Here is a 13,707-nt window from a genome sequence, read left to right on the forward strand (position 1 = left end):
TCAACCATCCCTGTGACACATCGCAAACCGCCACGTTGCGATGCGTGTCTTCAGAGGGCTCAAAACGCCGGCAGCGGAGCGAATTCAGGGTGGGCAGACCTAGATGATCCGTCCCGCCGCCGGCATGTCGTCATTTCTTGTGACTATGGTCGTGCTCGTCGTCGTGATGGTGCTCGACCTTTCCGGTGAACTGCTTCCCGGAAACCGTGACGACCAGCTTTGCGCTAGAGTTCTCTTCGTCGAGATGCCCCGCGAGCTCGGCATTGACGATATGGAACTTTGAACTCTTCCCCGCACCATCGGAGGCTTCGGGAGAAGCTGGCAGACGGAACTGCTCCGGCTTCCCTTCATGCGTCACGTTCAGAATCACCTCCGTTGATTCGATGGGGACGGCATTCTTGGCCGAGCCGTCGAGGATATAGATGGTGATTGAACCACCGTCGCCGTGGACGATCTCGGCGTGATACTCCTCATTCCCCAGTTCGACGAGGTCGCCATGGTGCGGCCCTTCGGAAGCGTGAGCATGTCCGTGGTCGTGACCATGATCCTTTTCGCCGGTCGTTGCTGGCGGAGCGGCATTGATTTTGGCTGCGTCTTGCGGCGGGGCCCCGCCGCAACCGGCGAGCGTCAGCGATGCCCAGACGACGGCTGGGCACGCCCAAGCATCTGAGTAAGTGGAAAAACGAAGAGCTCGTCGCATGTGCTGAACTTTCTTGCGGTGATGGGAGTGTTGTTAAAGATCAATTAGTCAGCGTGTTTCGTCTCAAACCCCAACTTCTTCAGCCAGGCCTCACGGGCTTCGGCTACTTCGTGATTCGCCGCTTCCAAATGACGCCAGGACGTCAGGCGGAATTGGACGTCTTGCCGCCCCTGTTTGATTTCGCAGCCAAGTGCTTTCGCCACGCTGACAAATTCTGTGGCTTTTGAGACCGAGTCGAAGGATTGCGTCAGCCATTTCTCCGAGCGATATTCGACCGCTTCGCCGTGAGCTGCATCTTCATGCCCATGGATCGCGTCGAACCCGGCTTTGTCGAACCAAGCTTCCCAGTGGTCGGCGAGTTCGTCGCTCGTGAAGCTGGCCTCCTTCCAGCCTTTCAATGAATACGTGACATCCGTGTGTCCGTCGTGACTTTCAACTTTCACGTCGCACCCGAATTGCCTCACCGCGTCAGCATGGGACTTCGCTTTCGCCGAATCCTCGAATTCCATGGTCTTCGGCTTGGCGAGACGGAAGGCAATTACGTGCTGCTCAGTTGGCTCGGCAGCGTCGCAGGTCGCGAAGTGCATCACGGTCCCGGTCAGTGCGACGATCAACGAGCGACAAAGGGTTCGGGCGATCATTCTGAGTTTCCGTTCTCATGGGGGGCGAGCGGGTCTCGGTTGGGGGCTTCGGCCGGGCCCCGCTCGCCCCAGCCAAAGTCGATTCCATCAGTGAGCGTGTTGTGTCTGGAAGCCGTTCTGATTCAGCCAGTTCTGAAGGGCATGGGCTTGGTCGTGACTGGCGCAGGTCAAGGTGCGGGCCGTGGTGCAGCGGACGGTCAGGTCGAAGTGACCCGCATGCTGCCCTTCCTGGACCTCGCAACCGAGGGCCTTGAACAGAAGGGCGGTTTCCTGCGCCTGGGCCTGATTGTTGAAGTGCTGAGTCCGCCATGCCGGCTGCTGGAACTGGACGGCAATCGAGCCTGCAGCCGGGGCATGGCCGTGACCATGCAACGTCTCGAAGCCGGCCGACTTCAACCACGCTTCCCACTGATCGCAGAGAGCATGCGAGCCCAGCGTCACCGACTTCCATCCTCCGGTTCTTGTCCGAACATCAATGTGTCCGTCGTGCTGATCGACGGCGACCTCGCAGCCCAGCTGACGCAGTTGCTCGGCGTGCTTCTGGGCATCGGCGGGGTTGTTGAAGTGTGACGCTTTCCATTCGACGAGTCGGAACGCGATCGTCTCAGTTCCATTCTGTTGCGCATGGAGGGGCGCGGCGTCTGCGAGAAACGCAGTCGCCAAGAGCAGCGGAAACAGGGCTCGGAGGGTGGTGAAAGTGTTCATGGCATGTGGTCGATGTGATGGCGTTAATGGCGTTCCACATTCGTCGCGGAACCCGTATCAGTCGACCCGGTAGCACCGCCCATGCCGGTAGGTCCTCCATGAGACAAAGACTGCTCCGAAGGAGCGAACTCGCCCACTGAACTTGCCGGAGTGGCAAGCTGCGTTGAGGGAAGGGCCGCTTCTTCATGGGGTTCGATCAGCACAACCTGCTGATCGTCTTCACTGACGACCCGTTGAGCGGCCTTGAGACCGAAGAGCCAGAAGAGGGCCGGGTGGACGAAGAAGTCGAGAAGTGTAGAACTGACAACACCACCCAGGATCACAGTGGCGACAGGGTAAAGGATTTCTTTGCCGGGCTCGCCGGCCGCCAAAACGAGTGGCACCAATCCGATTCCAGCGGTGAGGGCTGTCATCAGCACCGGAGCCAATCGCTCCAGTCCGGCCCGGATGATCATGTGGTGCGTCCACGTCTCGCCTTCGTATTTGACGAGGTGGAGATAGTGGTTCAGCAGTAGGATGCCGTTGCGCGAAGCGATTCCGGCGAGTGAGATGAAACCCACGATGCTGGCGATTGTGAGCGTCTGCCCTGTTAAGACTAGGGCTGCTACGGAGCCGATGAAGGCCATCGGCAACGCGGCCATCACCTGCAGCGACAGGTTGGTCGAGCGGAACATCGTGTAGAGCACGAGGAACACGCCGACCATCGCCACGGCGAACAGGGCCCCAAGGATCCGGCTGGCCGCCTGCTGGCTCTGGAACTGACCGCCATATTCCACGAAGTAGCCGGAGGGCAGCGACGCTGTAATGTTGGCAACGCGTCCTTGAATGTCCTTCACAACGTCGACCACGCCGCGGTCGGCGACGTTGCACTGCAGAACGATCCGGCGGCGGACGTTCTCGCGGTTGATGGTGTTGGGACCGCCGGATTCATAGATGTTGGCAATGGCCTCCAGGGGAATCTTCCGTCCTTCGGGGGTGTCAATCGTCAATCGCCGCAGGCCCTCCAGGTTCTCCCGGTACTGGTTCTGGAAACGGACCAGCAGGTCGAATGTCCGTTGACCATCGAGCACTTCGGAGACCACTTCGCCATTGAGAGCTGTCTGGATGAAATCGTTCACGTACTTGGCCGACAGGCCATTGAGCAGCAGCTTGTCGCGTTTGAGTTCGATCCGGAGCTGGGGGATCAGCACCTGCGGCTCCAGGATCACGTCTTTGACGCCGGGAACTCCTTTAAGAATTGCTTCCATCTCCTGGCCTTTGCGGCGAAGCAGGTCGAGGTCATCTCCATAGATCTTGATGCCGATCTGAGCCTTCACGCCGGACAGCATGTGAGAGATCAGGTGGGAGATCGGCTGCTCGACCGCCGACACAATTCCTGGGATGTCGGCGACCGCCTCGCGAATGTCATCGATCTGCTCTTCACGAGATCGATGCGACTTCGGATCAAGATCGATGATCAGCTCGCTCGTGTTGACGCCTTCCGCATGCTCGTCGAGTTCCGCCCTGCCGGTGCGGCGTCCCACGCGAACGACGTCGGGGACGGCAAGCAGTCGCTTGTCGACGGTCGTGGCAATCGAATTCGATAAGGCTAGTGATGTGCCTGGAGGCATCAGCACGTTCAGCTGCACCGTGCCCTCGTTGAACGGCGGCAGGAAGTCGCGTTCCAGGTTTGCGACGAACACGCCCGAGATGGCGACGGCGATGACGACAACGGTCAGATTCAGGCGGGGCCAGGCCAAGCTGAACCGGATAACCTGTTCCGCAACTCGTTTAAGGAAGCGGAGGACGAACCCATCTTCAGCATGTCCGCCTGCCTTACCGGAACCGAGCAGCCAATAAGACAGGACTGGAGTGACGGTTAGAGACACCAGCAGCGACGCCAGAATCGAAACGATGTAGGCGACTGCCAGCGGCGTAAACAGCCGGCCTTCCATCCCGGAAAGTGCGAACAACGGAATAAACACGAGGCAAACGATCATCGTGCTGAACACGATCGAATTGCGGATCTCGGTGCTCGCCTGAAACACCACCAGCAAGGGGTGCTTGGGATTCGCGGCGTGCCGGTTCTCGTTCAGCCGCCGGAAGATGTTCTCCACGTCGACGATGGCGTCGTCCACCAGCTCGCCGAGCGCAACGGCCAGTCCACCCAGCGTCATCGTGTTGATCGACATCCCAGTGGCCGCGAACACCAGGGCCGTGATCACGAGTGAAAGCGGAATGGCCGTCAGCGTGATGAACGTCGTGCGGATGTTCATCAGGAAGAGAATCAGGATGATCACCACCAGAATGACGCCATCCCGCAAGGCTTCGATGACGTTCTCGATGGCTCGGTCGATGAACGACTTCTGCGAATAGAGCTGAACGACTCGAATGTCTTTGGGCAGCGACGGAAGTAGGTCCAGGATCGCCTTATCGACGTTGTCCGTGACCAGCCGGGTGTCGGCTCCGGGCTGCTTGTTGATCGTGAGGATGACTGCGGGCCCGCCTGACCAGGACGGGGCCCCGTCGGAGGTGCGCGACGCATCGCCCAGGGTGGACTCCGTTCTGGCGTTGGCGAGCACATCCTCCGACAAGGCGTCCGATCGGGTCCAGGCCGAGCTGTCGCCGCGTTTGACCTGTGGACCCTCAATGACCTTGGCCACTTGAGCCAGTGAGACCGGCCGACCTTCCCGGATGGTCACGACGACCTGCTTCAGGTCCTCAAGCGACTGAATTCGTCCGATAGCGCGGACGAGCAATTCGTTCGGTCCCTGCTGATCGAGGTAACCGCCGGTCGCGTTTTCATTGCTCTCGATGACGGCCTTCTTCACCTCATCGAGGTTCACGCCAAATTTCAGCATCGCGTCGGGATCAACCAGCACCTGGAACTGCTTGCGGCCGCCGCCCATTGTGAAGACCTGGGCAACACCCGGGATGGTCAGCAGTCGTTGGCGCACGGCCCAGTCAGCGAGTGTTCGGAGTTCGAGGGCGTCCGTTTTGTTCCCGTCGCTCCACATCCCCAGCATCAGGATCTGCCCCATCACGGACGAGATCGGCGACAACTGCGGCCGAACTCCTTCCGGCAACCGGTCCTGGACCAGCTGAAGTCGTTCCGTCACGACCTGACGGTCGTTGTAGATGTCGGTGCCAAATCCGAACTCGACATAGATGACGGAGATGCCGACACCCGACGAACTCCGCACAGCCTCGACGCCGTTCGCTCCATTGAGAGTCGTCTCAATTGGGAAGGTAATGAGCGCTTCAACTTCCTCCGGCGCCATCCCCGGCGCCTCGGTCATCACCACCACGCGGGGGCGATTGAGGTCCGGAAATACGTCGATCGGCGTATGGAGCGCGAGATACGTTCCATAGCCGGTGACAAACAGCGCCAGCGCGATGACGAGCATCCGCTGGTGAAGGGCAAATCGAATGACGGCGTTCAGCATGAGAGTGTCTTGAGGCTATGAGCGAGCCTGGAAGGTCAGCGAAAGAGAGCCTTACAACAAACGCCGTCGTCGAGCTCGCAAAGCCGGCAATGATTGCAACGAGTCGAGGTCTGACTCTTCGTTTTGGCACTATCGCCGCCATCCCGTCGGAAGACGGTTAGCAGCCGAAAGCCGGAGTCGCGACGACTGAAGTCGAGGTTCAACAGCATCCAGGCCATCGTGAACTCGAACAGTCCGAGTATGGTTAACAGCGTATAGACTTTGACGTGATGTCTCGTCATCACCTTGGCTCCAACGTGCAAAGAGCAGGCTTAGTGATTGTGTCCGGCATGCGGATCTGCACCTCCGCCGGCCTTATTCTTGAGTGCCATTTGCATCTGATGCGCGCCACGCAAGGCGACGATGTCGCCCGGAAAAATCGAACCGTCATTTGCGATGACGACCGACCGTGAGTCGCGGTAGTCCACCTTTACCGGAACTCGATCAAAGTGATCGCCATTCTGCTGGAAGACGAAATAGTCGGCGCCATCGCGAGCGACGGCGTCTACCGGCAATACAAGGCGGTCGGGCCATTCTTCCACCGGCACGAGCAGCTGCAGCCTCTGTCCCAAGCGATACCGCCACTCCACGAAACGCTGCTTGTCGGTAGTACCGTTCTGCTTCTCAATCTCGTTCGGCAGGCGTACAAAAAAGGGAAGAGTCCGCGAGTCTGCATGAATCGCGTTGGCTGAGTAGACCAATTCCAAACCGGGCACCGACTGCACCTGATTTCCGGCCTCCTCAAAGACGGCGGTGACCTTCCATCCTTCTTTGGCCGCCTTGCTTAGAAGCGGCAGGTCCTGCTCAAACGCCTGGCCTTCGATGAACAGATCAGCGAAGTCGGCCAGCACGGCGAGAGTTTCGCCTGCAGCGACGGTCTGCCCTTTGTGAACTTTGACCTCTTGGAGGATCAGCGGATGCGTCTTTGCAACGCTCGCCGAGGCTTCGGGCGCCGAGGATTGCGGTTCCCGGAATGAGACAGGCCGAACCGCTTGGTCCGTCAACTTCAATTCCTCGTGAGAATGATCGTCGGGAAGGGGAGCGACGATCTGGAGTTCCCGGAGAAGCTTTCGCTGCTGCGTGATGTCGTCGATTTGCCGCTCTGAAAGGCCGAGCAATCGCAGCGCCTCTCGATGGGCGCCGAGCATGACCTCCAGCTTTTCCTTCGTGTACTGACGCTCAAGGAGTGTCTTCTGCGGAATCGCTCCGCCTTCAGTCGCCTTCGTCAGTCGGGCAATCTCTCGACTCTCGACGTCGATCTCGCCAACAGTCTTCAGCAGTTCAGTCTGCGTTGAGACGAGGGCCTCGGCAGTGATTCGAATCTGAAATAGGAGTGTGCCAGGTTCTACCGCTTCACCTTGAACCGCGTGGACGTGCGTAATGACGCCGGCCATTGGCGTTGAGACTTCAGCCAGAGTGCGTCCCGGTCGTTCAGTGACGATTCCGGGAACGGTGATCGTTCGCTGAAATGTCTGAAGAGCCAGTGGTCTCACGAACTCTGCGGTCAGCCCGATGTTGCCGCGAGCCTGCGGAGTGAGTTCCAGCGAATTGGTCTCGTCATGTGCATGCTCGTGTCCCTCATGGGCATGACTGTCATCCCCATGGTCGTGACCTTCGTGCTCCTCGGCCGACGATTTCGTCTTGCGGTTAGCGATCGTGGAGGAAATGAATCGTTGGGCGGAGGGCCACCAACGGTCGTAGGTTGCGACGCCGAGCACGAGGGAGGCGGTGGCGACGAAGATCCAGACCCATCCCCAGGGGATGCGCGAAGTATTCATATGGTGTACCGGCCGCGCGAGGGCGCGCTGGACTAACAGACGGAAGGACGCTGGGGAACTGGCCTTATGCAGGGCCAGACGAGGATCGGCGCAACTACCTGATCCAGAATGGGCTCAGGCAATCGGCATGGCGCGGCAGGAGCAGCCGACTAGACCGTCCAGACCTGCAGCCAGGCGCGCAGTTCTTGCGCGGCAATCAGTGGCGGGGAGAAGTCCCGCAAGAAAACCAGCTTTTCGCTGGAAACGGCGGACGGTTGAGCTATGGACGCAGGTACGATTACCGCGCTCCACTCGACCAGATTCAATATGGAACCGCCGTCATCAGCGATGACGTACACACAGCCCAGTTCAGCGCATCCGCCGTGCGAATGATCGCACGGTTCAGGAACATTCTGAGAACGATCGTCTTCCGCGTCGGCGGAGTCGTCGCTGCCGCAGTCAGCTCCAAATGATCGTGTCCCGCCGTGGCCCCCGCAGCAGCCGGAGTGTTCGCTGGGCGACTCCGTCGCCACATTGCTGCGGGTGTGGTCATGATGCCAACAGCAACCGAGGACGCTGTGGAACAGCGTCGCGGCAAGCGTCAGGGTGGTGACCAGATGGACGAGCATCGGAGATGCGCAGGAAAGAAGCCAGACTACGGGATCATTCGCGACGACGACTCACGCCGTCAAGGGCAATCCGTCAATTTGCCTACTGACCGCTCAAAGATTGTCCGCGAAGCCCGTCATCTTCGGGAGTGTCGCTGGTCGCGTCTAGGCCACCGGACAACAAGAGCCCATCGATAGCTGCGGAAGCCTTCGCAAGGTCTCGCTTCGCATCGATCACGACCATCGTGGCATCGAAGTAGGTCCGGCGAGCAGTCAAGACTTGCAGATAGCTGAACTCCCCTGCGGAATACGCCTTTTCCGAGAGATCTAGGGACTGCTGGGCTTGCGGCAGAATCTCGGCCACGTATTGATCAACTGTCGCGAGAGCGGAATCAAATTCGTTCGCTGTCCGGGCAAGCCTTGCGCTCAGCGACATTCTGAGCCTCTGGTACTCTTGCTGGGCGCGGCAATATTCCGCATCAGCCGCTGCGATGTTCCCTTGATTTTTATTGAACAGAGGGATGGGAAGTCCGGCTTGTACGCGGCCGAACTGCTGATCCGTTGCTAGGTCGTGGCCCAGTCCCGCCTGAAGTTCAATATTCGGTATTGGCTGCGCATTTTGCCGTTGAACATTTGCCGCAGCGCGGCACACCCGAGCGTTGGCGGCTTTGAGTTCAGGGCTACGTGAAGTCACGTCTGAATAGACGGCTTCCCAGTTTCGAGCGGCAAGGGAAGGTGCATTCGGGACAGCAAGCGAGGTTGGCTGAAGGCTACGATTGCCCACTGTTGCCGCCAGTTCATTCCAGGCCGCTTCGAAAGAATACTTGGCTCGCTGCTGGACCAGACGGACCTCGTTCCGTTGAATCTTGGCCAGAAGAATCTCTGGAACAGACCCTTCCGCAGCTTCCTTTCGCACCTCGGCGATTCGCACACCTTCCGCAAGGACGGTGTCGAATTCTGTTGCCGCGTTGAGACGCTGCTGGGCCGCGAGGGCCTCGTAGAACCGCAGTCTGACATCCGTCAGCACTCGATAGCGCTGCGTCTCCACTTCCCAGAGCTGCGACTGCACGCTGTGTGAAAGAACATTCTGGTTCAGCTGCAACTTCCCACCGGTGATGATGTCCTGCGAGACGAAGGCACCGTACTGATCTGTCCCAGCATCACCAATCTGTTCCCCGAAGAATCCAATCGTCGGATTTGGAGCGAGGCCGACCTGATTGCGAAATCCCATCGCCTTATACGCCGACGCGGATGCTTGGCGGATTGATGGATTCGACTCCAACGCCCAAGCCTCGAGAGTTGCGAGTGATAGCGCGTTCACATCGATCATCTCCGACGGCGCCTCCGGCGCATCGGGGGCAGATTGAGAACCTGCGTTGCTGATCTGATCGTGGGAAGCCGTCAGGATTTCAGGGTTAGTGCCCGAATGCTCAATGTCGAGCGATGCCGTGGACGCTGCAAAGAGATCGAGCTGCGGATCACGATTCGCGGCGATCTGGGTTGCCGACGGGCGAAGCGTATCGTGCGACAGGGCGGCGGCACGAGGACGACTGCCGGAACAGCCGGCGGCAAGTGACAATGCAGCGAGCCAGGCCGCTCGGGAAAGACGAAAAGTTCGCATAAATTCTCCGTGGGTAAATAGGACTTGATGACATCGCGCAATCCATTGGCGGCGATGAGGTCCTAGACCTGGAGATGGCCCGTCGAATCCTTGGCAGAGAGAGCCAGCGCCCGGTCAGCATCACATTGAGCGATCGATTCCGTCGCGATGCCATGGTGGTGGCCGGTCGCGACACTATGCAGCCCTCGCTCCAGGAGCGATTCGCTCAATTCAACTCGAAAACTCGCGACCGACTCAGGAAGTGCTTTGAGTTCGCAGCCGGGGCAATGGCTGCGATGAATCGGCGTGGGCAGGGGGGCTTCGTCGTGATCGTGGCCGGAGCACCCGCAGTCCGATTTCGGAAGATGGCTACCGGTATGTACGTGCTGCCTTGGACTTGCTGACGACTGGCAGGAGCAACGGCAGGGCATCGCTGTGTGATGCAAGTGCATCACCAGCAAGGCGATCACGACAATGTGCCGTAAATATTGCACGTGGTTCTGTCGTCTTCCGTGACGAAACAATTCACATCGTTCTTCGACTCGCGTTATCTGTTGGGGCCATGTTCAAAAGCTCTGGAAAAGAGCGGGATCGATTTCTCAGTGTTCGGGCTGGAATTGCCGGTAAAAGCCCTACATCTTCCAACGAAGGCGTCGCACTTTCTTGAGTTTCTGAAGGCAGCCACCTCCGAAGGCCACCTGTGCACGAGTGATTTCTCGAACGAGGCTCCATCGAAAGCGAGCCGGGGAAGTGGACCGACAAGGGTTCGTCCACGAACGAGTGTCAGACAGACGATTCGGATCGTTCGGCTGGCATCAGTCGCGTTCGCCCCGAATGCTGCCGGCGTTTCGATGTTGCCGGTCGTCACCGAAACGACTCTCACAGAGGCGAGAGCTGTAGTCGCGAAGATCGAGTACAGCTACAGTTGCCCTCGACGTTCCCGAGGTCTTAGCCCGCCCCGGTTGAGCGTCGAAACCCCGCCCCAGTGGCGGGGTTTTTCACGCGCATTCGGTGCGACACAGCGTGGATAAACACGACGTCGCTGTGTTCAGCCCTGGGCGAAGAGTGATCGTCGAAGTTGGAGCGTACGGTGACTACCGAGATTTTCGGAGAGCACTGCGTAGATGGTCATCGGCCTGATTTAGATGGGCATACGTTTTCGCCAAAGTCTGCGTCGAGCGGTGTCCCATCAGAGTCGCAACTGTCAGAGCGTCATTCCCCGCCGCTAGTGACCGGTGAGCGAATCCGTGACGAAAGTGATATAGGCAGTAGCGGAATCCGAGTGTCTTCTCCAGCGTGCGAAATCGCATCCGGGTGATGTCTTTTGTGTATGGCTTTCCCGCCTTTGTGCGAAACAGGAGCCCCCCACTGCCAAGCAGTCGCCGAAGTATTTTTGCTGCTTCTGGAGGCAGCCAGATGACACGTGCGTAAGCTTTCCCCTTGGACTTCCACTTTGGGAAGACGATTCGAGCTTTCTTGAGATCGACATGTTGGTCTTCCAGCCGAAACGCTTCTTGTGGTCGGCAGCCAGTGATCCAAACGAAACGAACGAGGTCGGCGAAGCTGGCATCGCTTATTGCTGCAAGCACCGTCTTAAACTCGTCTCGGGAGACGACATATTCACGGGCCGTCTCCCCTGGAAGCTTCAGCTGAGAGAGTGGCGAAACCAGCCCGTGTTCTTCGGCTGCCTTGCGGAATGCTGCCTTCACAGATCGGAGGGCGGCTCGTCGTGAAGCTTGTGAACTCCATTGGCCGTTCACCCAGTTTCGAACGGCATCGATTGTCAAGTCGTCTGCTTTGGCAACGACGAACTGTTTCTTGAACGGTTGAAGGTACTGGCAGTACCAGTCCAGGGTTGCTTGTGATCTTTCCGCTTTCACCCAACACTGGAAGCGATCAGCGACCTCTGACGCGTAAAGCCACCCTCGCCCGGAGACTTTCGGCAGTGGCTCCTGCCCCGCTCTGAGCAGCAAGCATTGGCGATCTGCCTCCGCCTTGTCCGGGCCGAGGCGGTGTTTCACTCCTCGAACGGTGACGTACCATTCTCCACGAGCTTTGCGGAACCAGGGTTTTGGGATACGACCTGCCATCGGATTCGTCCATTCTGTGCCAGAAGTGGCACTGAATAGTCGTCCGCAGCCAGCGAATTGCTCGGAAAAACACGATTCTTCCCGTGCATGGCATGCAAGAGGTCAGCGGTTCGAGCCCGCTATCCTCCACCTTCAAAGCCCTGAGTCGGAAACGACTTAGGGCTTTTTTCGTTTGGAGCGCGGGTGGACGCGATCGAGCATCGCTCCCCCCGGACGCGAACGCCGCTTGTTTGCCACATTGCTGCTGAACCTCGAATGAATCTCAATGCCCGGCGGGAGCGTTTTGAGAGATCTGCGACGGTTTGATGGGAGGCTTGTTCGCGGAGTCTGCTTCTTCCTCCATTTTCATCACGCCGGAGTCGCCGGTGTTCACGCGGTGGGGCTGGAACGTGCGGTTTCGAGAACGGTTGAGATTCTCTACGGCGCTGGTGCCTCTCTGGGCGTGATGCCCTGAACGGGCTCTACGGGTCGCTCGGCCGAGGGCGGCAACGGGGTGCGTTGCTTGAGGGCCATGGCCTGGGCCTGTCGGCTGAAGTCGATCGACTCTCCGAGGATCCGCATCGATTCCTGGTCGGCGTGGAAGCCATTCGAGTTTTCGCTGCTGACAAAGTCGAGTCGCCACATCGCCTGCTTCTGCAGTTCCAGAATGGGAGCCATGACCTCTTCCGGCGCGCCGGCCGACTGGGCCTCGCGGATGGCGTCCAGCATGTCCGTCATCGCGACGGCCGCGCGTTCGAGCTGCGAGGCGGTGCGTTTCTGGATGGTCTGCACTTTGTCGAGCAGTTCGGCTTCAGGGACGTTGTGACAGACCTGGCAGGCGCGGTTGATGTTGAGGAGGGGACTGCGGACCCAGTGACTGCTCACTTTCATGGCGCCCTGGCGTTCGTAGGGCATGTGGCAGTCAGCGCAGCTGACTCCGCTGCGGGCGTGGATGCCCTGGCTCCACATTTCAAATTCCGGATGCTGCGCCTTGAACGCCGGGGCCCCGGTTTCGCCGTGCTTGAAATCCAGGAACTTCGAGCCATCCGGGAAAAGATGCTCGTTGTAGGTCGCCTCAATCTGTTCGATCTTCAGCCCCTTGTTCCACGGGAAGAACAGGGTTTCCTTCGACGCGCAGTAGTATTCGACGTGGCACTGTCCGCAGACATAGCTCCGTAGTTCCTGCCGCGAGGCGTGCACATTGGGGTCGTAGGGGGTCGTACGATTGCCCTTTCGCCAGCGTTCTATGCTCGGGAGATGAGGAACGCTGTCGTCGCTCGCGGCGAGAGCCGCGATGCCCTTGATGAAGCCAGGCCGGGTGACGCGGATCTGCATTGATGTCGGGTCGTGGCAGTCGATGCAGCCGACGGGATGGGCGTCGCCGACATGCGGATCACCGCTCGCCGGCGGTTTTGCCGGCTGGCTGGCCTTGTCGGGCTCGAGGGCCATAACGGGCGCAGCGCCGCCCGGAAACAGGGCCAGGGATTCGCCGGGAGTGCCGTCGGGAGTCTTGAGAAGTTCAGTATGGGCCGCGGCGTAGTCCAGTTTTCCGGCCACTTCGAATCCCTTCATGACGGCGGCCCAGTTGAAGTCGCCGGCGAGGGCTTTTTCGTCGGCCGGTTCTCCGAGGGCTTCCAATCCGAGCCGGCGGTACGTCGGAATAATGGAAGCGTGGCAGTGGAGGCAGGCGCCGCTTTGCGGGCGCTTCGTCACTCGTTCCGTCACTTCCTGATCGAGCAGCATGTAGGCGTGGCCCCGTGCCTCGCGGTAGTCGATGCTGAAGGCGTAGCCGGCGTACAGCCGCTTGAGCCAGGGGTGTTCTTCGAGCTTGCTCGCGGGCATGGCGCTCGATCCCCCGTGCACGGTCTCGCTGTCGTCGACCGTACGACGGTAGGTCTCGAACTGCGTTGGCCAGTTGGCGCCCCAGGGGACCGGATCGGTGCTGATTTCGTTGACTTCAACGACCCGGACGAACGGCTGGCGCGATTCCTGTCGGTGCTCGAAGATCGTCACCAGCAGCGCCGTCACGCCGAAAGTGGCGACAACGACGGCGGCGAACAGGGCGGCCGCCAGGTACCATCCACGCGATGAGCGAGGTTTTTCCACGGCCGGAGTCTGCGGGCTGTCGGAGGTCATTGCAGGGGCTTCCTTTTCGCTCAGCAA

At 59.5% G+C, this 13,707-nt stretch carries 10 protein-coding genes; all 10 read right to left on the reverse strand.

The annotated features are described in order from the left end of the window. Window positions 1-130 precede the first annotated feature (130 nt). Complete coding sequence (locus Pan44_RS24810; protein ID WP_145034429.1) at window positions 131-700, reverse strand: hypothetical protein; 570 nt, start codon at window positions 698-700, stop codon at window positions 131-133. A gap of 44 nt (window positions 701-744) precedes the next feature. Next, window positions 745-1,341 (reverse strand): hypothetical protein, encoded by a 597-nt coding sequence (locus Pan44_RS24815; RefSeq protein ID WP_145034430.1) that lies wholly within the window; start codon window positions 1,339-1,341, stop codon window positions 745-747. Window positions 1,342-1,428: 87 nt separating this feature from the next. Next, window positions 1,429-2,046, reverse strand: coding sequence for a hypothetical protein (locus Pan44_RS24820; protein ID WP_145034431.1), 618 nt, complete (start codon window positions 2,044-2,046; stop codon window positions 1,429-1,431). Between the two features lie 23 nt (window positions 2,047-2,069). Next, window positions 2,070-5,471: an efflux RND transporter permease subunit gene (locus tag Pan44_RS24825; RefSeq protein ID WP_145034432.1), complete on the reverse strand. Its 3,402-nt coding sequence runs from the start codon at window positions 5,469-5,471 to the stop codon at window positions 2,070-2,072. Between the two features lie 311 nt (window positions 5,472-5,782). Then, a complete protein-coding gene (locus Pan44_RS24830) occupies window positions 5,783-7,288 on the reverse strand; it encodes an efflux RND transporter periplasmic adaptor subunit (protein WP_145034433.1) in 1,506 nt (501 codons plus the stop codon). Between the two features lie 149 nt (window positions 7,289-7,437). After that, window positions 7,438-7,896: a hypothetical protein gene (locus tag Pan44_RS24835; RefSeq protein ID WP_145034434.1), complete on the reverse strand. Its 459-nt coding sequence runs from the start codon at window positions 7,894-7,896 to the stop codon at window positions 7,438-7,440. Window positions 7,897-7,978: 82 nt separating this feature from the next. After that, window positions 7,979-9,496, reverse strand: coding sequence for a TolC family protein (locus Pan44_RS24840; RefSeq protein WP_145034435.1), 1,518 nt, complete (start codon window positions 9,494-9,496; stop codon window positions 7,979-7,981). A 62-nt stretch (window positions 9,497-9,558) separates the two neighbouring features. Then, entirely contained in the window at window positions 9,559-9,705 is a 147-nt protein-coding gene (locus Pan44_RS27625) for a hypothetical protein (protein WP_197453633.1), read from the reverse strand. 864 nt (window positions 9,706-10,569) lie between these two features. Next, window positions 10,570-11,565, reverse strand: coding sequence for a tyrosine-type recombinase/integrase (locus Pan44_RS24845; protein ID WP_145034436.1), 996 nt, complete (start codon window positions 11,563-11,565; stop codon window positions 10,570-10,572). A gap of 417 nt (window positions 11,566-11,982) precedes the next feature. Beyond that, window positions 11,983-13,680: an ammonia-forming cytochrome c nitrite reductase subunit c552 gene (locus tag Pan44_RS24850; RefSeq protein WP_145034437.1), complete on the reverse strand. Its 1,698-nt coding sequence runs from the start codon at window positions 13,678-13,680 to the stop codon at window positions 11,983-11,985. Window positions 13,681-13,707: the final 27 nt, after the last annotated feature.

Origin of the sequence: Caulifigura coniformis (assembly GCF_007745175.1) — a bacterium.
GTDB lineage: Bacteria > Planctomycetota > Planctomycetia > Planctomycetales > Planctomycetaceae > Caulifigura > Caulifigura coniformis.

Bases quoted from the DNA above. Each gene is read 5' to 3' on its own strand.
- Pan44_RS24825 (WP_145034432.1), bottom strand. From the start codon at position 5,471: ATGCTGAACGCCGTCATTCGATTTGCCCTTCACCAGCGGATGCTCGTC.
- Pan44_RS24820 (WP_145034431.1), bottom strand. From the start codon at position 2,046: ATGAACACTTTCACCACCCTCCGAGCCCTGTTTCCGCTGCTCTTGGCG.
- Pan44_RS24835 (WP_145034434.1), bottom strand. From the start codon at position 7,896: ATGCTCGTCCATCTGGTCACCACCCTGACGCTTGCCGCGACGCTGTTC.
- Pan44_RS24850 (WP_145034437.1), bottom strand. From the start codon at position 13,680: ATGACCTCCGACAGCCCGCAGACTCCGGCCGTGGAAAAACCTCGCTCA.
- Pan44_RS24810 (WP_145034429.1), bottom strand. From the start codon at position 700: ATGCGACGAGCTCTTCGTTTTTCCACTTACTCAGATGCTTGGGCGTGC.
- Pan44_RS24815 (WP_145034430.1), bottom strand. From the start codon at position 1,341: ATGATCGCCCGAACCCTTTGTCGCTCGTTGATCGTCGCACTGACCGGG.
- Pan44_RS24845 (WP_145034436.1), bottom strand. From the start codon at position 11,565: ATGGCAGGTCGTATCCCAAAACCCTGGTTCCGCAAAGCTCGTGGAGAA.
- Pan44_RS24840 (WP_145034435.1), bottom strand. From the start codon at position 9,496: ATGCGAACTTTTCGTCTTTCCCGAGCGGCCTGGCTCGCTGCATTGTCA.
- Pan44_RS24830 (WP_145034433.1), bottom strand. From the start codon at position 7,288: ATGAATACTTCGCGCATCCCCTGGGGATGGGTCTGGATCTTCGTCGCC.